This is a genomic window from Rheinheimera sp. ATLC3 (assembly GCF_059429535.1).
Window position 1 is genome coordinate 3,614,970 of the sequence record NZ_CM182103.1, and the last position, 22,116, is coordinate 3,637,085.

21 protein-coding genes and 1 riboswitch are annotated in these 22,116 nt (G+C 49.7%); of the genes, 15 read left to right on the top strand and 6 right to left on the bottom strand.

Annotated features, from left to right (window positions below; all coding sequences use genetic code 11):
• Positions 1-69 precede the first annotated feature (69 nt).
• On the bottom strand, positions 70-1,134 hold the full coding sequence (dinB, locus tag AC5SV9_RS16820; protein ID WP_475148735.1) for a DNA polymerase IV: 1,065 nt from the start codon (positions 1,132-1,134) through the stop codon (positions 70-72).
• Between the two features lie 242 nt (positions 1,135-1,376).
• Here dinB and glyA point away from each other — a divergent pair, with 242 nt between their 5' ends.
• The 10 genes from glyA (at position 1,377) to AC5SV9_RS16870 (ending at position 11,638) form a co-directional block, all read left to right on the top strand.
• A complete protein-coding gene (gene glyA, locus AC5SV9_RS16825; RefSeq protein WP_475148737.1) occupies positions 1,377-2,630 on the top strand; it encodes a serine hydroxymethyltransferase in 1,254 nt (417 codons plus the stop codon).
• A gap of 78 nt (positions 2,631-2,708) precedes the next feature.
• Positions 2,709-3,164: a transcriptional regulator NrdR gene (nrdR, locus tag AC5SV9_RS16830; RefSeq protein WP_134056175.1), complete on the top strand. Its 456-nt coding sequence runs from the start codon at positions 2,709-2,711 to the stop codon at positions 3,162-3,164.
• Positions 3,164-4,282 (top strand): bifunctional diaminohydroxyphosphoribosylaminopyrimidine deaminase/5-amino-6-(5-phosphoribosylamino)uracil reductase RibD, encoded by a 1,119-nt coding sequence (gene ribD / locus AC5SV9_RS16835; protein ID WP_475148740.1) that lies wholly within the window; start codon positions 3,164-3,166, stop codon positions 4,280-4,282. Before nrdR ends, ribD begins: the two co-directional genes overlap by 1 nt.
• A gap of 25 nt (positions 4,283-4,307) precedes the next feature.
• The gene (locus AC5SV9_RS16840; protein ID WP_475148741.1) at positions 4,308-4,958 is read left to right on the top strand and encodes a riboflavin synthase; all 651 of its coding nucleotides are present in this window, start codon (positions 4,308-4,310) and stop codon (positions 4,956-4,958) included.
• Positions 4,959-4,970: 12 nt separating this feature from the next.
• Positions 4,971-6,080, top strand: a complete 1,110-nt coding sequence (gene ribBA / locus AC5SV9_RS16845; RefSeq protein WP_475148743.1) for a bifunctional 3,4-dihydroxy-2-butanone-4-phosphate synthase/GTP cyclohydrolase II — start codon at positions 4,971-4,973, stop codon at positions 6,078-6,080.
• 115 nt (positions 6,081-6,195) lie between these two features.
• Positions 6,196-6,660: a 6,7-dimethyl-8-ribityllumazine synthase gene (ribH, locus tag AC5SV9_RS16850; protein WP_226766964.1), complete on the top strand. Its 465-nt coding sequence runs from the start codon at positions 6,196-6,198 to the stop codon at positions 6,658-6,660.
• 17 nt (positions 6,661-6,677) lie between these two features.
• Positions 6,678-7,091, top strand: a complete 414-nt coding sequence (gene nusB / locus AC5SV9_RS16855; protein WP_226766962.1) for a transcription antitermination factor NusB — start codon at positions 6,678-6,680, stop codon at positions 7,089-7,091.
• Between the two features lie 33 nt (positions 7,092-7,124).
• Entirely contained in the window at positions 7,125-8,087 is a 963-nt protein-coding gene (thiL, locus tag AC5SV9_RS16860) for a thiamine-phosphate kinase (RefSeq protein WP_475148746.1), read from the top strand.
• A 9-nt stretch (positions 8,088-8,096) separates the two neighbouring features.
• Positions 8,097-8,576, top strand: coding sequence for a phosphatidylglycerophosphatase A family protein (locus tag AC5SV9_RS16865; protein WP_475148747.1), 480 nt, complete (start codon positions 8,097-8,099; stop codon positions 8,574-8,576).
• Positions 8,577-8,602: 26 nt separating this feature from the next.
• The gene (locus tag AC5SV9_RS16870; protein WP_475148749.1) at positions 8,603-11,638 is read left to right on the top strand and encodes a ligand-binding sensor domain-containing protein; all 3,036 of its coding nucleotides are present in this window, start codon (positions 8,603-8,605) and stop codon (positions 11,636-11,638) included.
• 46 nt (positions 11,639-11,684) lie between these two features.
• Here AC5SV9_RS16870 and dxs read toward each other — a convergent pair whose 3' ends face one another.
• Genes dxs through xseB form a run of 3 tightly spaced genes read right to left on the bottom strand, consistent with a single transcriptional unit; the run spans position 11,685 to position 14,694 of the window.
• Entirely contained in the window at positions 11,685-13,544 is a 1,860-nt protein-coding gene (gene dxs / locus AC5SV9_RS16875) for a 1-deoxy-D-xylulose-5-phosphate synthase (RefSeq protein ID WP_475148750.1), read from the bottom strand.
• A gap of 14 nt (positions 13,545-13,558) precedes the next feature.
• A complete protein-coding gene (gene ispA, locus AC5SV9_RS16880) occupies positions 13,559-14,446 on the bottom strand; it encodes a (2E,6E)-farnesyl diphosphate synthase (RefSeq protein WP_475148752.1) in 888 nt (295 codons plus the stop codon).
• 2 nt (positions 14,447-14,448) lie between these two features.
• Positions 14,449-14,694: an exodeoxyribonuclease VII small subunit gene (gene xseB / locus AC5SV9_RS16885; RefSeq protein WP_134056150.1), complete on the bottom strand. Its 246-nt coding sequence runs from the start codon at positions 14,692-14,694 to the stop codon at positions 14,449-14,451.
• A gap of 200 nt (positions 14,695-14,894) precedes the next feature.
• Here xseB and pomA point away from each other — a divergent pair, with 200 nt between their 5' ends.
• The 3 genes from pomA to thiI all read left to right on the top strand — a co-directional run bounded on the left by pomA (position 14,895) and on the right by thiI (position 18,170).
• Complete coding sequence (gene pomA, locus AC5SV9_RS16890) at positions 14,895-15,662, top strand: flagellar motor protein PomA (RefSeq protein ID WP_134056147.1); 768 nt, start codon at positions 14,895-14,897, stop codon at positions 15,660-15,662.
• Between the two features lie 3 nt (positions 15,663-15,665).
• On the top strand, positions 15,666-16,628 hold the full coding sequence (locus AC5SV9_RS16895; protein ID WP_475148754.1) for a flagellar motor protein MotB: 963 nt from the start codon (positions 15,666-15,668) through the stop codon (positions 16,626-16,628).
• A gap of 84 nt (positions 16,629-16,712) precedes the next feature.
• The gene (gene thiI, locus AC5SV9_RS16900) at positions 16,713-18,170 is read left to right on the top strand and encodes a tRNA uracil 4-sulfurtransferase ThiI (protein WP_475148756.1); all 1,458 of its coding nucleotides are present in this window, start codon (positions 16,713-16,715) and stop codon (positions 18,168-18,170) included.
• On the opposite strand, the gene AC5SV9_RS16905 is transcribed toward thiI, so the two are convergent.
• Positions 18,167-19,066, bottom strand: a complete 900-nt coding sequence (locus AC5SV9_RS16905) for a ketopantoate reductase family protein (RefSeq protein ID WP_475148758.1) — start codon at positions 19,064-19,066, stop codon at positions 18,167-18,169. The genes thiI and AC5SV9_RS16905 overlap by 4 nt on opposite strands.
• Positions 19,033-19,389, bottom strand: coding sequence for a VanZ family protein (locus AC5SV9_RS16910; protein ID WP_475148760.1), 357 nt, complete (start codon positions 19,387-19,389; stop codon positions 19,033-19,035). Before AC5SV9_RS16910 ends, AC5SV9_RS16905 begins: the two co-directional genes overlap by 34 nt.
• 92 nt (positions 19,390-19,481) lie before the next feature.
• Here AC5SV9_RS16910 and AC5SV9_RS16915 point away from each other — a divergent pair, with 92 nt between their 5' ends.
• Both AC5SV9_RS16915 and AC5SV9_RS16920 read left to right on the top strand, forming a co-directional pair.
• Positions 19,482-19,964 (top strand): YajQ family cyclic di-GMP-binding protein, encoded by a 483-nt coding sequence (locus AC5SV9_RS16915; protein ID WP_475148762.1) that lies wholly within the window; start codon positions 19,482-19,484, stop codon positions 19,962-19,964.
• Positions 19,965-20,027: 63 nt separating this feature from the next.
• A riboswitch (cobalamin riboswitch) is annotated at positions 20,028-20,214 on the top strand.
• Positions 20,215-20,252: 38 nt separating this feature from the next.
• Positions 20,253-22,031, top strand: a complete 1,779-nt coding sequence (locus AC5SV9_RS16920; RefSeq protein WP_475148764.1) for a TonB-dependent receptor domain-containing protein — start codon at positions 20,253-20,255, stop codon at positions 22,029-22,031.
• Positions 22,032-22,116: the final 85 nt, after the last annotated feature.

Below are 22,116 nucleotides of genomic sequence, written 5' to 3' on the forward strand. Positions count from 1 at the left end.
CGGCCAGGCTTGCATAAAACCGGCTTTAGCCGGTTTTCTGTTATCTGGCTAACCGTTTCTTACGGGGAATTAGAAAGGCAAGGTCAATTGCTGTAAGTGCTCCGTCTTAAATCCGATATGTAAACCGATTAATCTTACTCCCTGTTGTTGTCTGCGTTGCCAGGCTTCGTCCAGTAATGGTAGCAATTTATCCAGTTGTAGCGGTTGCCCTTGTTTTTCAACCGTAGTTTGCCGAAAATCACTGAACTTTAATTTAACGCCAACCTTGTGTATTGGGGCGGCCCTTCCGGCTGCCGTTGTGCTGTAGTGTTCAAGCCTGCGTTGTAATTGTGGCAATAGCTGACTGATGGCTTCAACACATTCGGTATAGTGCAGTAAATCTTGCTCCAGTGTGCGTTCGACGCCCAGCGATTTGCGCTGTTCATTGTTAAACACTGGCCTTTCATCAATGCCCTGGCTGCGTTTAAGTAAGCTATCTGCCAGGCTGCCAAAGTGTTTAACCAAAAGTGGTAACGGTGCATTGGTGATATCAGCGCAGTAATGTAACCCTAGCTGACTTAATCGCTCAGCCGTTTTACTACCCACTCCGGGTAGCCGCTTTAAAGGCAAGGTTTTAACAAAGCTGTCGACCTGATCCGGGGTTATTACAAAAAGCCCGTCTGGCTTATTTTCATCGCTGGCAATTTTTGCCAGAAATTTATTCGGCGCTACACCGGCTGAGGCTGTCAAACCTGTCTCGGTATAAATGCTTCTGCGGATATCCTCCGCTATCCTGGTAGCACTGCCGTGATGCAACGAGCAATCACTGACATCCAGGTAAGCTTCATCCAGTGATAACGGCTCAATATGTTCGGTGTAACGCTGGAAGATACTGCGGATCTGTCTGCTTGCCGTCTTATACTTTTCCATATTGCCGTTTAATAAGGTCAGGTGTGGACACAACTTCAGTGCCTGACCTGTTGGCATGGCGGAGCGTACGCCAAACGCCCGTGCTGGATAGTTGCAGGTTGATATTACACCGCGGCTTTGCCTTGACCCACCGATAGCAAGCGGAACGTGGCGCAGAGCAGGGTTATCACGCATCTCTACTGCGGCGAAAAAGCAATCCATGTCGATATGTATTATTTTACGCATGGGCAAAGTGTTGGCTGTTTATATATACAGTATATTAGGTGTCGTTAGTAAGAATGTAAAGCGAGACGTACTGTTATTCAGCAGCTGAGCGGGTGATAAATTCTTGTGGGTGTCTGGATGGCTAAAAACGGAGTGCATAACGGCGGATTTACGGGTAGAATAGCGGCCAATTTTTACCAGCCAGTTTTGATTTACCGATATCTTAATTAAGACTAAGCGTGAAAGCCGCGCCAGGAGATAGCATGTTAAAGCGTGATATGAATATTGCCGATTTTGATCCCGAATTATGGCAAGCCATAACAGATGAAACTGAGCGTCAGGAAGCGCATATCGAGCTTATCGCATCTGAAAACTATGCCAGCCCAAGGGTATTACAAGCGCAAGGTTCTCAGCTGACCAATAAGTACGCCGAAGGTTACCCACATAAACGTTATTATGGTGGCTGTGAGTACGTTGATATTGCCGAAGATCTGGCGATTGCGCGCGCTAAAGAGCTGTTCGGTGCCGACTACGCTAACGTGCAGCCGCATGCTGGTTCTCAGGCCAATGCCGCAGTATTTCTGGCGCTGTTAAATGCTGGCGACACTATTTTGGGTATGAGCCTGGCGCACGGTGGCCATTTAACACATGGTGCCCACGTAAGTTCTTCAGGTAAATTGTATAAAGCTGTGCAGTATGGTTTGCACCCTGAAACTGGTGTGATTGATTATGACCAGGCTGAAGCGCTGGCACTTGAGCATAAACCTAAGCTGATTATTGCCGGTTTCTCTGCCTACTCAGGTATTGTTGACTGGCAACGTTTTCGTGATATCGCAGACAAGGTTGGCGCTTATCTGATGGTAGATATGGCGCACGTTGCCGGTTTAGTCGCGGCTGGTTTGTATCCGAACCCTGTGCCGGTAGCCGATGTCGTTACCACGACCACGCACAAAACGCTGGCAGGACCACGCGGTGGTTTGATTCTGGCGCGTAAAAACGAAGAGATTGAGAAAAAGCTTAACTCTGCAGTATTCCCAGGTGGTCAGGGCGGCCCGCTGATGCACGTTATCGCCGCTAAAGCTGTGGCGTTTAAAGAAGCACTGCAACCTGAATTCAAAGTCTATCAGCAACAGGTATTGAAAAATGCTGTAGCAATGTGCGACGCGATGATCGCCCGTGGCTATAAAATAGTCTCTGGCGGTACGCAGAACCATTTGTTCCTGATGGATCTGATTGACAAAGATATTACCGGTAAAGAAGCTGATGCCTGGTTAGGTCAGGCGCATATCACGGTGAATAAGAACTCGGTTCCAAACGATCCGCGTTCACCTTTTGTGACATCAGGCTTACGCATCGGTACCCCTGCTATAACCCGTCGCGGCTTTAAAGAAGCTGAGGCGGCTGCGGTAGCAAACCTGATTTGTGACGTACTGGACAGCCGTGGTGACGCCGCAGTGATCGACACCGTGCGCGCTCAGGTAGCCAAACTGTGCAAACGCTTGCCGGTTTATGCGTAAAGGCTGATTAAGTGCTATGATGGCCGCTATTGCGGCCATTTCTTTATCTGGCTATTTAACGGCTTAGTGAGATCTTTTATGTATTGCCCGTTTTGTAATGCTGATGATACTAAAGTCATTGATTCGCGGCTGGTAGCCGATGGACATCAGGTGCGCCGTAGACGTGAATGTCTGGCGTGTCATGAACGTTTTACTACTTTTGAGGCAGCAGAGCTGGTTATGCCGCGAATTATCAAACGCGATGGTTCACGTGAGCCTTTTAACGAAGATAAATTACGCAGCGGCTTACTACGTTCACTGGAGAAGCGTCCGGTGTCTGCCGAGCAGATAGAGCTACTGATTAATAAAATTAAATCTCAGCTGCGGGCGACAGGTGAGCGTGAAGTTGGCAGCCAGCTGCTTGGCAACTTAATTATGGATGAACTGGTAAAAGTAGATAAAGTTGCGTATGTAAGGTTTGCATCCGTTTACCGCTCTTTTAAAGATATCCGTGAGTTTGGCGAGGAAATCGCCCGTTTGGGAGAGAAAGCCTGATGTTCAGCGCCAGTGATACCGCCTATATGGCAGAGGCGCTTCGCCTGGCCGAACTGGGGCGTTATACCACCAGCCCAAACCCCAACGTCGGCGCACTGCTGGTCAAGGATGGGCAGGTTATCGGGCGCGGTTACCATAAGCAGGCCGGTGGGCCGCATGCTGAAGTATTTGCGCTGCGTGAAGCTGGCAATGATGCTCGCGGTGCGACCTGTTATGTGACACTGGAACCCTGCAGCCATCATGGCCGCACACCACCTTGTGCAGATGCATTGATTGCTGCGGGCGTGTCGCGGGTGGTGGTGGCGATGCAGGATCCGAATCCTCAGGTAGCCGGGCGCGGCATTACCATGTTGCGAAGTGCCGGTATCCGTGTTGAATTGGGGCTACTTGAACAGCGAGCCAGAGCAATCAACGCCGGGTTTCTTAGCCGGATGGAGCGCAAGCGGCCTTATGTCCAGCTTAAACTGGCTGCCAGCCTTGATGGGCGCACGGCGCTGGCCAATGGGGATAGCAAATGGCTGACCTCAGATGCGGCGCGTGCCGATGTACAGCGCTTCAGAGCGCAAAGTTGTGCCGTGTTATCAACAGCTGCAACTGTCATGGCAGATAACGCCAGACTGAATATCAGATCAGAGCAACTGCTACAGAGTATCCCAATGCTGGAAAACGGCCAGCTACGCCAACCTAAACGTGTGATACTGGACCGCAACGGGCTGCTCGACCATAAACTTGCCCTCTTTGCTGAGGGTGGTGAAGTATTGCTATGTGTCAGCAACATTGAAAATAAGCGCGAATTACCCAATATAGCCAGACAAATTCACTGTCCGCTGACCAGCAGCGCACAGTTTGATCTGGCCGTATTGTTAGAGCATCTGGCGGTACGCGAGAATATTAATCTGTTATGGGTAGAAGCGGGTGCTACGTTGGCCGGCACCTTGTTACAGCTTGGCCTGGTTGACGAACTGATTGTGTATCTGGCGCCAAAACTGTTGGGCAACAGTGCCCAGCCTCTGGCTGTTCTACCGGAGTTTTCTGTGCTTAATCAGGTACCGCAGTTAAGCTGGACCGATGTGCGCATGGTGGGGGCAGATATCCGCCTTAGTGCCCGTTTAAGTTAAATGAACTCACAATACGAGAGACACTATGTTTACAGGCATTATTGAAGCCACGGGCAAACTGGCTGCTGTGGTACAGCGTGGTAACGATATCAGTGTCACCATCGAAAGCGCGGAGCTGGATTTTTCGGATGTGAAACTGGGTGACAGTATCGCATGCAATGGCGTTTGCCTGACGGTAACGCATTTGGCCCAGCACAGTTTTAATGCCGATATATCCTCAGAAACCTTAGCGTATACTTTGTTTGGCCACTATAAAACCGGGCAGCGGATTAATCTGGAGAAAGCCATGTTGCCCACCACCCGGATGGGAGGGCACATTGTCAGTGGTCATGTTGATGGTGTAAGCCAGGTTATTAAAATTGAACAAAGCGGCAGAGCCAGCAATATCTGGTTGTCGCTGCCGGCAACGTTAGCGCGTTATGTCGCAGCCAAAGGGTCAATAACTGTCGATGGCATCAGCCTGACAGTAAATGAGCTTAATCACGACGCATTCCGGCTGACGATAGTGCCTCATACCGCAGCGCATACTACGATCGCTGCATTAAAAGCGGGTAGCAAAGTGCATCTGGAAGTTGATTTGATTGCGCGGTACCTCGAACGTTTACTTAGCAAAGACAGCGCCGGCGTAACTGGTGGTGTCAGTATGGCGCTGTTGTCTCAGCGCGGCTTTTTATAAATAAGGTTTGTTATGCAACTGAATACTCCCGCTGAAATTATTGAAGATATCCGTCAGGGCAAGATGGTCGTCCTGATGGACGATGAAGATCGTGAAAACGAAGGTGATATATTGATGGCGGCCGAGTACGTTACACCTGAAGCCATCAACTTTATGGCAACACATGCACGTGGCTTAATTTGTTTAACACTAAGCCGTAAGCGTTGCCAGCAACTTGCTTTGCCGTTAATGGTTGACGCCAACAAGTCGCCGTTTTCTACCAACTTTACACTGTCAATTGAAGCAGCCGAGGGCGTGACCACCGGTATTTCTGCTGCAGACCGCGCCCGTACGGTGAAGGCGGCGGTTGCCCGTGATGCCCGCCCGTCAGATATAGTACAGCCTGGCCATATCTTTCCGCTGATGGCGCAGGATGGTGGCGTACTGGTACGTGCCGGTCATACCGAAGCCGGTTGCGATTTAGCACGGCTTGCAGGGCTTGAGCCTGCTGCGGTCATTGTTGAAGTGCTGAATGAAGATGGCACTATGGCACGTCGGCCAGACCTGGAAATTTTTGCCAAAAAACATGGTGTAAAAATAGGGACTATTGCCGACCTGATTGAATACCGTAACCTTAACGAGACGACAATCGAACAGGTTGCCCGTTGCCAGTTGCCAACAGAAGTAGGCGATTTTCAGTTAGTAACATTTAAAGATACTATCGACAACCAACTGCATTTTGCCCTAATCAAAGGTGATATTGACCCTGAACAACCAACGTTGGTGCGGGTGCATTTACATGATACGTTCAGTGATTTGTTAATGGCCAACCGTGCAGCGAATCGCAGTTTCTCATTGCACACCGCTATGGAACGTATCGCCAGAGACGGTGGTGTGTTGGTGTTGCTAGGGAAACATGAAAGCACCGACCAGCTTATCCGCACGGTACAGGGCTTTGAAGCTGAGGATAAAGGCGAAAAACCACGCTCAACCCCATGGGCAGGCACCTCCCGTACTGTTGGTGTTGGCTCGCAAATCCTGGCCAGTTTAGGTGTGAAGAAAATGCGCTTGCTAAGTCAGCCTAAAAAATATCATGCGTTGTCTGGTTTTGGTCTGGAAGTGGTGGATTACGTTAGCGAATAACCACCAATCAGAAAAAATTAACCCTGTCGCAGAAGTATAAACACTATGCCGGTTTGCTTTGCGTTGTGCTATTATGCACGGCTAATTTTCAGTGGTCAGATTTTAAGGGCAGCTTATGCAGGTAATTGAAGCGGGATTTTCTGCTAACGGTAAGAAGTTTGCGATCGTCGTAGCACGGTTTAATAGCTTTATTGTTGAAAGCTTATTAGATGGTGCAACAGACACGTTGCAGCGTATTGGCAATGTAGCTGAACAGGATATTACCGTGATCCGAGTGCCTGGCGCCTTTGAGCTGCCGCTGGCTGTACAACGTGTGGCTGCCAGTAAGAAGTATGACGGTATCATTGCATTAGGTGCGGTGATCCGTGGTGGCACACCTCATTTTGAATACGTTTCCGGTGAGTGCACTAAAGGTATTGCGCAAGTGATGATGCAGCATGACATCCCTGTTGCTTTTGGTGTTCTTACTGTAGACAGCATCGAGCAGGCCATTGAACGTGCAGGCACCAAAGCCGGCAATAAAGGTAGCGAGGCGGCAATGTCTACGCTTGAAATGGTTAACCTGCTGACCAAGCTGTAACAGGAAGAGACATTTACATGAAACCAAATGCCCGTCGTCAGTCACGGTCACTTGCAGTGCAGGGAATATACAGCTGGCATGTCAGCCAGAACCCGATTGCAGAGATAGAGCAGCAATTATTGCTGGAAACCAATGTTAAGCACATTGACGTTGGCTATTTTCAGGATTTGTTACGTGGTGTGGTGAAAAACCATGCGGTGCTGGATGAGGCGGTAAAACCGTACTTAGACCGACCTTTTGATGAAATTGATTTTGTTGAGAAGGCTATTTTACGTGTGTCGGCCTATGAGCTGAAATACCGTCTGGACGTACCGTATAAAGTCATTATTAACGAAGCCATCGAGCTGGCAAAAGCCTTTGCCGCAGATGACAGCCATAAGTTTGTCAACGGCATTCTGGATAAAGCCGTACGCGTATTGCGTCCTAGTTAAAGGAGAGCCGACACTTGTCGGCTTCTTAATTTTATGGGTGAATTCGAACTCATTTCCCGTTACTTCAGCAACAGTGGCGCGCGCCGACAAGATGCGGCTATCGGTGTTGGCGATGATGGTGCCGTACTGCAGGTTCGTGATGGTTATGACCTGGTAGTCACGACCGACACTATGGTGGCTGGTACACACTTTTTCCCTGATGATGATCCCCGTGCTTTAGGTCATAAGCTGGTTACCGTGAATGTCAGTGATCTGGCAGCAATGGGCGCTGAGCCGGCGTGGCTGTCGCTGGCGTTAACATTGCCTGCAGTTGATGAAGACTGGCTTGCGGCGTTCTCTGCCGGTTTGCATGAGACGGCGGAGTATTACAATTGTCAGCTGGTAGGTGGCGATACAACACGTGGCCCGATGAGCCTGACGATGATCGCTAAAGGCATAGTACCTCGTGGCAAAGCGCTGACCCGCAGTGGTGCAAAAGTGGGTGATTATATTTATGTTACCGGTACGTTGGGTGACGCGGCTCTTGGTTTAAAACTTTGCCAGGGCTTGCATGAAGTAAGCAAGAAACATCAAACGCACATTTTACAGCGCTTTCATTACCCTTCCGCCCGTGTTGCCTTAGGGCAGGCACTGCGTAATATCGCCAGCAGCGCGATGGATTTATCCGATGGTTTGTACGGTGATATCCAACATATAATGAAACGTTCTGACGTTGGCGCCAGCATTGATGTGTCGCGTCTACCTCTGTCTCAGGCTGTCAAAGACAGCTGCGATCAGACAACGGCAATGCAACTGGCCCTGTCTGGCGGCGAAGACTACGAGTTGTTGTTTACCGTACCAGAAGCTAAACGTGGCTCGTTAGACGTCTTACTGTCGCCTTATGGTACGCCAGTCAGCTGCATCGGCCGCATTACCGGCGTTGCCGGCAAGCTGGAGCTAAAACACGGCGAGCAGCCATTCAGTTATCAGCCGACAGGCTTTGTGCATTTTGTATGACACTTTTTTATGACTAAAGCACAGTTCAACCTGAAAAAATGGCACCAGTTTCTGGCGCTGGGTTTCGGTAGCGGCCTGGCGTCCAAAGCACCCGGTACCTTTGGTACTCTGGCGGCGGTACCCTTGGTTATCCTGTTACTACTGCTGGGCAACAGCTATCTGTTGCTGTTTGCAGTAGCGGGTTCGTTACTGGGTATTTATGTTTGCGGCAAAACGGCACACGATATTGGCGAGCATGATCACAGGGCTATTGTCTGGGACGAGGTAATCGGTTATGCCATTACTATGTTGTGGGCACCGCTGCACTGGCAAACAATGTTGCTGGGCTTTGTATTGTTCCGCCTGTTTGATATTGTAAAACCCTGGCCAATCAGTGTGCTGGACAGACATGTACACGGCGGGCTGGGTATTATGCTGGATGATATTGCGGCAGGCGTTGCTGCCTGCCTGACACTGCAATTGCTGTTACCTTTTCTGGCCCTGGGTTAAAACAAATAATAAGAAGAGAGCACACAATGAAAAACACCTTATCGTTGCTTTTATTGTTGTGTAGCTTTGCCTGTCAGGCATATAACCAGCAGTCAGTGTATGATTTTGATATTAAGCACTGGGGCAGTGCTGAAGGGCTATCAAATAATTCGGTGCGCTCGGTCAGCCAGGATGCGCAAGGCTATATCTGGCTGGCAACCCAATACGGTTTAAACCGTTTTGATGGTATGCAGTTCGAACATTTCAATAAAGAAACTCACCGCCACTTAGCCAGCAATGCGATTACCCGCTTATTCAGCGATAGCAGAGGTTATATGTGGGTGGGGACTAAAGCCGGTTTATCTGGTTTTGACCCGGCAAGCCTGACTTTTGAGCGTTACCAGATCCTGTCTGAAGTTACCGCTATCGTGGAAGTCAGCCCGGGGGAAATCTGGGTAGCTGCAGATTCATTGTTCCGTGTTCGTGATGGTAAGGTCAGCCGGGTAGAGCAGATCCGCTCTCAGGTTGGTCAACTGGAATTGGTCAACAACCAGGTATGGGTTACCAGCACAGACAAGTTATTTCGTATCGACATTGAAGGTAATACTGAAAGTTTCCCGTTACCTGCTGAGTTGATGCAAACACCGATTTACGACCTGTACTGGACGGACAATGGTTTGCATATCGCCGGTGAAGCAGGCTTTTATCATCTGGATAAAACAGGTGAGGTTAAAAAGTGTGACTTGCCGGACAACAACAGTACTGCAGTGTATAAACTGCTGAAAGATAGCCGGGGCAACAGCTGGATTTCTGCCCACCGGAAATTGTTTCACCGCCACAATGGCCAGAAATGGCAGCATATTACCGGCGATGAGCTCGGCAGTTACCCCTGGTTCAGCGATATTTTCGAAGACAAAGACCACAATATCTGGTTAGCCAGCTTCAGTGATGGCATCTATCGGGCCTCTGTTGGCAATATTCGCCGCATTGTGCCGGCAACGGCAGATCCGGTCGTGCGAAGTCTGGGGGTGACGCCGGACAACACACTGTTAATTGCCGGACAATCTGATGTTGGCGAGCTTGAAGTTGATGGCAGTTATCGCTCTTTGCTCAGCGCTGCGCAGCTCGGCGCCAGTACGGTGCATGATGTTTACTGGCCTGACAATCAGCAGCTATGGCTGGCGACAGATCAAGGGGTGTTGCGTTATCAGCGCGGACAGCCTGAACTGCAGTCGCAGTTTGCGTCGTTAAACGGCTACACCGTCAGAGTATTACAGCCCGACGGTGCTGACGGTGTGTGGATAGGCGGTGTAATGGGATTGTTTCATTACCAGCACCAAATCCTGACGCCATTTTCACTGAACAGCGAACTTGAATCGCGCCATATTACGGTATTGCAGCAACAACGGCAGACCCTTATCTTCGGTACAACCAGAGGGTTATACCAGTATGAGTCAGGACGACTTACACGGCTTGGGGTAGGCAGTGCGTTGTATAACAGTTACATCACGGCACTGCTTATATTGCCCGACAGCACAGTTATCGCCGCGACACTCGACGATGGTATCTTTGTAGAGCTACCGCAGCAGACACAGTGGCTGCAATGGCACGCTGGTAATGGATTACCACACAGTCCGGTTGTCAGTCTGGCATTTGATGCCAATAGCGATAAATTATGGGTCAGTAGCAACAAAGGTATCTTCAGGCTGGACAAGGCACAACTCTTGGCTTTAGGGCAGGGCACTGTGCAGGCTGACGAAATTCTCGGCCCGTATGACAGGCAGCTTGGCACTGTGCCCGGACGCTGCTGCAATGGTGCAGGGCAAGCTAAAGTAGTGCGTTGGCAAGATCAATACTGGTATCCAACATTAAAAGGGTTGGTTGCTGTGCCGGTGCAACTTGATCAGCAACAACGCAGCAGTTTGCGACCTGTTATCAAGAGTGTACAGGGGCTGCGTAATTATCTCGTTGATGCTCTGCAGCCTCGCTTGGTACTTGACTTAGACGACCGTAATCTCAGCGTGCAATACTCAGCGCTGGAGTTTATTAAACCTGCCGCACTACAATTCCGTTACCGGCTGCAAGGGTTTGATCAGCACTGGCATGATGTTGGCCAGCGGCGCGAAGCGGTATATACCAATCTTACGCCAGGGCGTTTTGTGTTTCAGGTACAAACGCGTTTTGATAATGGTCCCTGGCTTGATGAGCAATCTGCTGAGCTGGACATAGTAGTACCTAAACGCTTTGACGAAACCTTTATTTATCGCGCACTGTGGGCACTGTTGGCGTTGTTCTGCCTGTATGGCGTATTGTGGTTACTCAGGCGCAACACTGTGAATCAGCAACTACAGCTGGAAAGACTGGTGCGGCAGCGGACACAAGAGTTAGAAAACAGTAACCTGAAGCTTAATGAACTGAATGAACAGCTAACTTTACTGACGCATAAAGACAGTCTGACCGGACTGCGCAACCGTCGTTTTATGTTCGAGCAACTGCCAAAAGATATTGAACACTTTCAGCGTAACCGTGAATCAATGCAGTCGCAGGGTAAATGCGTGGCGTTAATTCATCTGGATCTGGATAACTTTAAACAGGTTAACGATCAATATGGTAATACTGCCGGCGATAGCTGTATTCAGCAGGTTGCAGGCATCTTAATTCGAGAAACACGGGGCTCAGACTACGTTGTACGCTTTGCCGGTGAAGAGTTTGTGCTGGTACTACGTGATATCCAGACTGATTTGGTTGAACAGTTCAGCTACAGGTTAAACGAGCTGATTGGCAAAACGGTATTCAGTTTACCGGATGGCCACCGTACCCGGTTAACCTGCTCAGTCGGTTATGCTATCTTCCCGCTCGACTTGCTGGGCGGGCAACTGATCAGCTGGGAAATATCGCTGCAACTGGCTGAAATGGCGCTATACCACGTGAAGCATGCCGGTAAAAATGGTGTCGCTACTATTCATTTTGACCAACAGGTCGATGCCTTTGAATTTGAAGACTCATCTCATGTTGAAGCTCAGGTAGAGCGTTTACTGGCAGCAGGGCTCGCCCGCTTTGAGCTGAAGAACACCCAGCTGTGAACAAAAAAGCCTGCATTATGCAGGCTTTTTTACAGAACATGCGGCGTTATTTCAGTGCGCTGATACTGTTGTAGATACCGTCACTATCCAGGCCAAGTTCGGCATAGATCTCCTGCTGACTGCCATGCTTAATAAACTGGTCCGGTAAGCCCAGGTTTATACTGCGTACATTTAGCTTTGCCTGGCTGATAAACTCGTTTACGGCAGAGCCCGCACCTGCCATTACAGCATTATCCTCGACCGTAACAAAGTAATCATGCGAAGCGGCAAGCTCGGTCAACAGTGTTTCATCCAGCGGTTTGACAAACCGCATGTCAACCAGGGTGGTGTTCAGCTGCTCGGCTGCATGCTGGCAGGCACTGAGCAGCGGGCCAAATGCCAGTATCGCAATACGCTTGCCCTGACGTATGACTTTGCCTTTACCCAAAGCCAGTAGCTGCATTTTCTGCTCTGTCGCTATACCGGTTCCGCTGCCACGCGGATAACGCACAGCCGCTGGCCCCTGATACTGATAACCAGTGTACAGCATCTGCCGGCACTCGTTTTCATCTGACGGTACCATAATGACCATATTCGGTATGCAGCGCATAAAGCTGATATCAAAGGCTCCCTGATGTGTCGGGCCATCTGCGCCAACGACGCCTGCACGGTCGATAGCAAATAACACATCAAGATTTTGCAGGGCAACATCGTGAATTAACTGATCATAACCACGCTGCAAGAAACTGGAGTAAATGGCCACTACCGGTTTTAACCCTTCAATGGCCATACCGGCAGCCAGTGTTACTGCATGTTGCTCTGCAATAGCTACATCAAAGTAGCGCTTGGGAAATGCTTTTGAAAACCTTACCAGATCAGAACCTTCACGCATTGCCGGCGTTATGGCCTGTAAGCGCTCATCCTGTTCGGCCATGTCGCAAATCCAGCTGCCGAAAATATTAGAGAACGTCGGCAAACCGGCTTTTTTGGCCGGTTGCTTGTTATCATCCGGGTTAAATTTCGACACCGCATGGTAGCCAATCGGATCGGCTTCTGCCGGGGCATAGCCTTTACCTTTTTTGGTTACAATATGCAGCAGCTGCGGGCCTTTCATATTGCGCATATTGCGGATGGTGTTAACCAGCCCTTGCACATCATGGCCATCGATTGGCCCTATATAGTTAAAGCCCAGCTCCTCGAAGAAGGTGCCCGGTGTTACCATGCCTTTGAAATGCTCTTCTGCGCGGCTGGCCAGCTCATGCAGTGGCGGTACACCGCTTAATATTTTTTTACCGCCTTCGCGCAGGCTGGTGTAGAAATTGCCCGACAGAATGCGGGCGAAATACCGGTTTAACGCGCCGACATTCTCTGAAATCGACATTTCGTTATCGTTCAGAATAACCAGCATATCCGGGCGTACTTCACCCGCGTGATTCAGCGCTTCAAATGCCATGCCGGCTGTAATAGCCCCGTCACCGATAACGGCCACGACCTTGCGGTTGCTGCGGGCCTGCTGTGCGGCAATTGCCATACCCAGCGCTGCGCTGATTGATGTGCTGGAGTGGCCCACCGACAAGACGTCATATTCGCTTTCTTCTCGAAACGGGAATGGATGCAGGCCATCTTTTTGCCGTATGCTGTGCATACGCTCTGCGCGGCCGGTCAGGATTTTATGCGGATAGGCCTGGTGGCCAACATCCCATATCACCCGGTCAAATGGAGTATTGTAGACATAATGCAATGCCACAGTCAGCTCAACAGTACCTAAACCAGAAGCGAAATGGCCGCTGCTTTGACTAACACTGCGTAACAAATAACTGCGCAGCTCGTCACTGAGTGCGGGCAGTTTTTCTTGTGGCAGCGCTCTTAGCTGCTCGGGTAAATTAGCCTTGGCTAATAACGGGTAATCGTTAATATCTAACGCCATATTCCTTGCCTGTGTTAAAACCTGCGTTCGATAATGTACTGTGCAAAGGCACGTAATTCATCAGTGTTATACGGTAAGTCTGCCAGAGCGTTCAGTGCCTCCTGATAAAGCTGCTGTGCTTTGGCTTTGGCATTGTCTAAACCCAGCAATGCCGGATAGGTAGATTTATTCGCTTTGGTATCTGACCCCTGAGGCTTACCCAAGGTTACAGTATCGCTTTCTATGTCGAGAATATCATCCTGCACCTGAAATGCCAGCCCTAAAGCACGGGCGAACCTGAGCAGGTTATCGCATTCTCTGGTATCGGTCGACGGGCTGCAAAGCCAGGCCAGCTGCACGGCACATTCTATCAGGGCACCGGTTTTCAGACGGTGCATACGCTCCAGCTGCGCAAGCGTCGTGCTTTGGTTTGTCTGAGCCAGATCAATCGCCTGGCCGCCACACATACCGGCATAACCGGATGCAGCAGCTAAACGCTTTATCATCTGCAATATTGCATCAGCCTTAACCTGTTGGTAAGGATGACTGCTAAGTACTTCAAACGCCAGCGTTTGCAGAGCGTCACCAGCCAGAATTGCGGCGGCTTCATCAAAGGCTTTATGGCAGGTTGGTTTGCCGCGACGTAAGTCATCATTATCCATTGCCGGCAGATCATCATGGATCAATGAGTAGCTGTGCAGCGCCTCGATGGCCGATGCCGGGCCATCCAAATCATGCAGGCTGGCACCGAGCATAGTTCCACAGCTGTATACCAGAAAAGGCCGTACCCGCTTTCCGCCTAACAGTAAGCTGTAGGACATTGCCTGCATAAGCCTATCATCGGTTACCGGCTGCTGAGACAATAGTTGTTGCAGGTGTTGTTCTACCCGTTGCTGATACCGCGGCAAATTAGCTGGTAGCACACCTAATCTCCTTGCTCGGGTTCAAAAGGTAGCAGGCTTTCCTGTTGCTGTTGTTGCATCAGCAGTTGTACTTTCTGCTCTGCGCCTTGCAGTAATTGCTGACTCTGCCGGGCCAAGGTAATACCGCGTTCAAACCGGGCTAAAGATTGATCCAGAGAAAGGTCTCCCTGTTCCAGTTGTTGTACTATCTGCTCCAACTCGGACAAGGTTTGTTCGAACTGGCTCAAATCGGCTTTTTTCTTGCTCATACTGCCCCCGGAAAAAGTGTGCGCAAAGGTACCTTAGCAGGCTATTATGGTCAATCAGAAAGCATAAGTGAAAAGCTAAATAGATAATTTCACGTAATTTATACTCAATCATTGTTTGCTGTTGTCGATAAACAGCTATCGTCTAAGATAAACTTGTCCGGGACGTTCGATGTAGCAGTGCGTGATCTAAGGAGATAAGAGTGGATATAGCTACCCTGGTTGGTATGTTGGGCGCAATTGGCTTTGTGGTAATGGCAATGATCCTGGGCAGTAACGGCGCTCCCGGCATGTTCATGGATACTGTATCCGTACTGATAGTGTTTGCCGGTTCTATTTTCGTGGTTATCTCAAAATTTACCCTCAGTCAGTTCTTCGCTTCAGGTAAAGCTGCTGCAAAAGCGTTCATGTTTAAAATTGAAGCGCCGGAAGAGCTGATTGAAAAAGCGGTACAGCTGGCAGATTCAGCGCGTAAAGGCGGCTTTTTGGCACTGGAAGAGGCTGAGATACCTAATGCTTTTATGCAAAAAGGTGTCAACATGCTGGTGGATGGTCACGACGCTGATGTGGTACGTGCGACGTTATTAAAAGATATCAGCCTGACAGAAAAGCGACATGAAACCGCTATTGCTATCTTTAAAAGCCTCGGTGATGTCGCGCCGGCAATGGGCATGATAGGTACGCTGATTGGTCTTGTTGCAATGCTATCCAACATGGATGACCCTAAAGCAATAGGCCCAGCGATGGCGGTAGCTTTGTTAACCACCTTATACGGTGCTTTTATTGCTAATATTATTGCTATACCGCTGGCAGACAAACTCGCCATTCGTAACGCGCAGGAAAAAACCAATAATCAGCTAATTCTTGATGCTATTTTGGGCATTCAGGACGGACAAAACCCGAAAGTGATCGAAGGGATCCTGCGTAATTACCTGGCGCAAAGTAAACGTGAACCGGCGGCTGCGGAGTAAGTCATGAGTGATGAAGCAGAAGAGTGTAAATGCCCGCCACCGGGTTTGCCGGCGTATATGGGAACCTTTGCTGATTTAATGGCGCTGCTGATGTGCTTTTTCGTACTGCTGTTGGCGTTTTCTGAAATGGATGTACTGAAATTCAAGCAAATTGCCGGCTCAATGAAATTTGCTTTCGGTGTGCAGAATAAAATTGAAGTAGAAGACATTCCAAAAGGTACCAGTATTATCGCGATGGAGTTTCGTCCTGGCCGCCCTGATCCGACGCCGATAGAAACACTGCAACAGCAGACGATTGAAATTACCCAGCAGGTTATAGAGTTTCAGGCCGGCGAAGAAGACTCTGCCGGTGGCCGGCAGGAGCAGCGCGAAGATTTAAGCGGCGGCCAGTCGGTTAGCAATGCTGAAGAAATTATGGATGGCGAATCGGCTGCGGCCGAGGCGCAGGCAGAAGCCCAGCAGGAACAAACCAATGAAATGGTTAAAAAGCTGGCCGAGCAATTGGAAAAACAAATTATCGATGGCGCGATAGAGCTGGAGTCGCTTGGCCAGCAAATAATTATCCGCATTCGCGAAAATGGCTCTTTTCCGTCTGGCTCATCGTTTTTGCAGCCACGTTTTAAACCAATTATTCAAAGGATTGGTAGCTTGTTAAACGAGGTACCGGGGGAGATTACGGTTACCGGTCATACCGATGATATTCAGGTATCGGATGAACTGCACAGCAATAATTGGGATTTGTCAGCCAAGCGGGCGGTTTCAGTTGCAACAGAAATGATTAAAGCCGACGGCTTTGACCGCACACGTTTAGTGGTAGTTGGCCATGCCGATACCAAGCCACTGGTGCCGAACGATACTGATTTAAACCGGCGCCGCAACCGCCGGGTAGAAATTTCGATTATGCAGGGTAAGGCAAAAGAGTCTGATCCGATAAGCCTGGAACCAGCCTCAGGTAACAACCAATAAAGCACTGGCGCAGATTAGGTCTTTGTTAAGAGATCCGCTATAATCTGCGCCACTTTTTTTCCTGCTGATATTTGCTGCTGTCCGATGATTGAATTTATTATCAAACTGCACCCTGAAATTGCCATTAAAAGCAAATCGGTGCGTAAACGCCAGACGTTGCTGCTTGAGCGCAACATCAAGACCATTTTGCTGCGTACCGACAGCAATATCGAAGTTAACAATAATTACGATCACCTGACGATCCGCTGTCCCAGTGACGATACTGCTATCCAGCAGCAGCTGATTGACCGCTTAAGTTGTATTCCGGGTATCGTGCATTTTTCTGAAATGCAGTCGAGTACCTTTAGCTCACTGCACGATATCTACGAGCAGGTTGCCGCTGTTTACGCCGACCAGATACAGAATAAGACCTTTTGCGTGCGGGTTCGCCGTGCCGGCAAGCATGATTTCTCATCAATTGAAGCGGAGCGTTATATTGGCGGCGGCTTAAACCAACTGGTGGCATCTGCACAGGTAAAACTGACTAAACCGGATATCATTGTTGCGCTTGAAGTACGAAAAGATCAGTTGATTATGGTGCGTAAACAGCATCAGGGCATGGGTGGCTTTCCGCTGCCTTCACAGTCTGATGTACTGTCACTGATTTCTGGCGGTTACGACTCAGCTGTAGCCAGCTACCTGATGATCCGCAAAGGCCTGCGCACGCACTACCTGTTTTTTAATCTCGGTGGCGCTGCCCATGAAGCTGGCGTGCGCGAGATGGCACACCTGATTTGGCAAAAATACAGCTTGTCGCACAAGGTGAAATTTGTCAGCGTCAATTTTGCGCCTGTGGTTGACCAGATTTTAGAGACCATTGATAACGGGCTGATGGGCGTTGTACTCAAACGCATGATGATGCGCGCCGCCAGCACTGTAGCAGAGAAGCTGGGCATTAAAGCCATCGTAACCGGTGAAAGTATTGGCCAGGTTTCCAGTCAGACCATTGCCAATTTAAACGTGATTGACCGGGTAACCGAAACATTGATCCTGCGCCCGCTGATTTACCAGGATAAACAGGAGATCATTGCGCTGGCAGCCAAGATTGGTGCTGAAGATATTGCCAAGAGTATGCCGGAGTATTGCGGTGTGATCTCACGCAAGCCTACGGTCAATGCCGTGCTGGCCGAGGTTATCGCCAATGAGCAGAACTTCGATTTTGCTGTGCTGGACCAGGCAGTGCAGGATGCCAAGGTGCTGGATATCCGCACTATAGATTACCAGGCTGAGCAACAGGCTGATGTGGTCACTGTGCTGGCGCAGTTACCTGCCGATGCGGTAGTACTGGATATCCGTAGCCCGGAAGAAACGGATGTTAAGCCGCTGACAGTTGCAGGACATGACGTGGTTGAGCTGCCGTTTTTCCGCCTGGCGTCGCAGTTTGCTAATTTGGATCAGAGCAAGCACTACTACTGTTACTGTGAACGCGGTGTCATGAGCCGCCTGCAGGCGGTTGTATTGCAGGAGCAGGGCTTTAAAAACGTATCGGTGTACCGGCCTTAACACCGATATTGCTGGCGCTGTAAAATCTGTTGTAGCAACGTCTGATTATGCGGCACTTTAATATTATGGTATGCCGCCTGCTGCACTATATAGCCGGTTATCGCGTCAATTTCGGTACGCCGGCCATGCGCTAAATCCTGCTGCATAGACGAGAAGTTCTTAGCGGTATCATTGATAACCCGCAGCACTGTTTGCAAGGTGGTTGGTTCATTAAGCGGATAGCCGCATATTGCCGCCACCTGGCATACTTCAGTCACCAGCGCCTCGATATGGTGGCGATATTTCAAAGACGCGAGTTCACCATTACGGCAATTATGTAATGCAGTCAGTGGATTAATCACGGCATTGATAGCGAGCTTTTGCCACAGCGCCGGTTGGATATTATCGGTAAGCGTCACAGGGCCAAGCGCCATATCCATAGCTTGCACCACTTGTTGCTGCTGTACTTTGGCCGCACTATTGAGCGCTGCCAGCGTACTCATACCCTCACCGGTATGCAGCACTGTATCAGCCTGTCTCAATGCGCCGTGGGTTGTTGTCAGAAACCACAGGCCTTGCTGCGGCAACAGCATTGGTGTTACCTGCGCTATGCTGCCCATGCCGTTGTGGCTTAATACCAGTTGCGCATCTGAAGCTAATGCCGGAAGCAAGGCTTGCACGGCTTCTGTTACCGCATAGCTTTTTACCGGTATAAGTACTGCGGAGATGGGCGCCGAAGCAGGCGTAAACTGTAACTGACGATGGGAAAATTTAATCGTCAGCAACCGGGGTTGGCGCAGCCACAGGCTGACATCACAGCCTGCCTGTTGCATGCGGCACGCAGCCAGTAAACCTATAGCGCCCTGGCCAACAATGCTCCAGCTTAACGTTTGCTGCGGGGCCGGATCTTGTGCCACAGGCCACGCACCAGGTAAAAGCTGATGACGCCGGTGATATCAGCTGCAAAATCAAGCCAGTCGCCCTGGCGACGGGTAAAGTAGTGTTGTACCAGCTCTATAGCGCCGCCATAACTGCCAAGCACAATAAAGGCGGTGAGCGGTGCCAGTTTAAAGCCTTTCCACAACAAGGCGGCGAGTAAGGCAAAAATACTAAAATGCACCAGCTTGTCCACGTGAGCAAAGCCAGCGATAACACGGTGGCCGTTTAGCTCAGCCAGAAAGCTTGCCGTAGCCAGCACAAAGAAGGAGAGGCAAAAAACGCGGTAGACAGTCTGCGACACAAAAACCCCCGTAATATATGGCGCTCGGATTGTAACAGTTTTCTGGTTATAATCACCAGCAAACAGAGGCTGTTATAGTCAGGAGATAAAGAATGCCATCCTTCGATATTGTTTCAGAAGTTGATATAAACCAGGCGAAAAACGCCGTAGAGAATGCCAAACGGGAACTGGAGACACGCTTTGATTTTCGTGGCGTTAACGCCAAAATTGAGCTGAACAAAGAGCAAATTGAGCTGACCGCTGAAGCTGATCAGCAAGTCATGCAACTGTTTGATATTTTTGCGACTAAAGCCAGCAAATTGCAGCTGGATGTCAGCAGCTTCAAAATTGAAAAAGAAGAACGTCACGGCAAATTTATCACCCGTCATGTCAGTATCAAGCAGGGTATCGATAAAGAGATGGCGAAAAAAATCGTTAAGCTGGTTAAAGATAGCAGTATCAAAGTGCAGGTCGCGATACAGGGCGAAGAACTGCGGGTAACCGGTAAAAAGCGAGACGATTTACAGGCCGTTATGCAATTGGTGCGTACCAGCGAGCTGGGGCAACCGTTTCAGTTTAAAAATTTCCGCGATTGATTTTTAGCCATCCAGACATCTATTGACATTTTGCCTTGATGGCGTAAACTGCACGCGGCTCCATATGGAGCCGCTTTTTCTGGTGCTGCAGAGCGACTGCAGTTAAACGGGAATCTGGTGTAAATCCAGAGCTGCCCCCGCAACGGTAAACAACTGAGCTGTACTCAAGGCCACTGTCACAGGATGGGAAGGCGGGTGCAGGCGAAAGCAGGTTGTCAGCCCGGAGACCGGCCCGAAAAATTCCTATAACTTGAATAAATGTGCGGTGGGCACGTTTTCGGAGCTTACATGTTTAAACCTGCTTTTGCGGCCGTTCTGGTCGCGTCCTGCTGCTCGGTTGCAGCAGATGATTCTGTTGAACATATCAGTATTTATGCCAATCGTACCGCAACGCCGCAACAAGAAGTGCTAGCCAGTATAACTGTACTGGAGCGCGATGATATCGTTGCGCGCCAGGCCAGCGATTTGCCCGCTTTGCTTGCGCAGTTGCCGGGGATCAGTTTGGCAAGAAGTGGTGGCCGCGGCCAGCTTAGCAGTGTATTTGTACGTGGCGGCGAGACAGATCATACGCTGGTGCTGATAGATGGTGTGCGCAGTGGTTCAGCAACTGCTGGTGCAAGATCTCTGGCAACGTTGCCGCTGGAGCTGATTGAGCGTATTGAAGTGATTCGGGGGCCCCGTGCTGCTTGGTACGGTTCCGATGCTTTAGCAGGTGTGATTGCTATTACTACGCGGCGCAGCAACGGTGTTGAGGCGACTGTTAATGCAGGGAGTTATGGCCAGTTCGGTACTGATGTTAGCATCGTACATCAGGCTGAAAAATTAACGCTTCGGGCTACAGCTGGTGCGAGTGCTGCAGACGGATTTAATGTTCAACCTGAGCTTGATCAGGATAGAGATGGCTATGATCAGCGGTTTGTAAAAGTTGCAGCAGACTATCAAACTGACTGGGGGGTATGGAGTGCGCAGGCTGATGTTGTCTCAGGCTCATATCAATATGATACCTCCTATGGTGATCAAGACCAGGCTGATACGTTAAATCGCACCTACTTACTTGGCTGGCACCATCAGCTTGGCCAGTGGCAGCATCAGGTGCAAGTAAACCGGCAGCTTGATAGCGACGCTGTTTTTGGTCCAACTTCAAGAAGCCCTTTCGTTACCGAACGCGATGAATTTAACTATCAGACATCAACGGCATTGTCTGACAACTTAAATATTCTTGCCGGTATTAACTGGTATCAGGAGAGTGTAGACAAGTCAGCCACTGTCTATGAGCGCTTAAGCCGCAACAACCGTGCAGTGTTTACCGGCGTAAATTATCAGCTAGCCAAGTTGAAACTTGAAGCCGCAGCACGCCGGGACGACGCCACCGAATATGGCAGCAATAATACCTGGCAGCTGGCCGCTGGTTATCAGTTAAATGAGCAATGGAGTTTACGTGCCAGTCGGGGTTCTGCATTTAAAGCACCGACGTTTAACGACCTGTACTTCCCCGGTTCAAATAATCCTGAGTTGTTACCGGAACACGCTGTTTCTGATGAGATTGCCGTAGACTTTGCGGCGGAGAATGTGCAGTTAAGTCTGGCTTGGTTTGACCGCGATGTAACAAACCTGATCCAGTGGGCAGTGACCCGACCAGAGAACGTCGCTAAAGCAGACATTGAGGGGTTTGAGCTTACAGCTGATTATCAGTGGCAGCAGTGGTCACAGAGTTTAGCTTATACCTGGCTGGATGCCAGAGATAACGATAGTGGCTCACGTTTGTTATTGCGCCCTGAAAACAGTATTAACTGGCGCGGCAGTTATACTGCAGATGTGTGGTCGGCATTCGTAACAGCAGACTATCAAAGCCGTACTCGTCAACCGTCTGACTGGTATACCAGCTTGGCTTTTCCGGATGGGCCGTCCCACACACTGTGGGGCGTTGGAGTAAGTTATGATCTTTCAACAGAGCTGACGTTAAGAGCCAAGGTCGATAATCTGTTTGATAAAGATTATTACACTAATTATGGCTTTGCTACCGCAGGCACTAACTTTGGTATCAGCCTGAGTTACAGCCCACGTTAACAATAAAAAAGCCACACTGATATCTAGTGTGGCATATCAGCCTGAGTTACAGCCCACGTTAACAATAAAAAAGCCACACTGATAT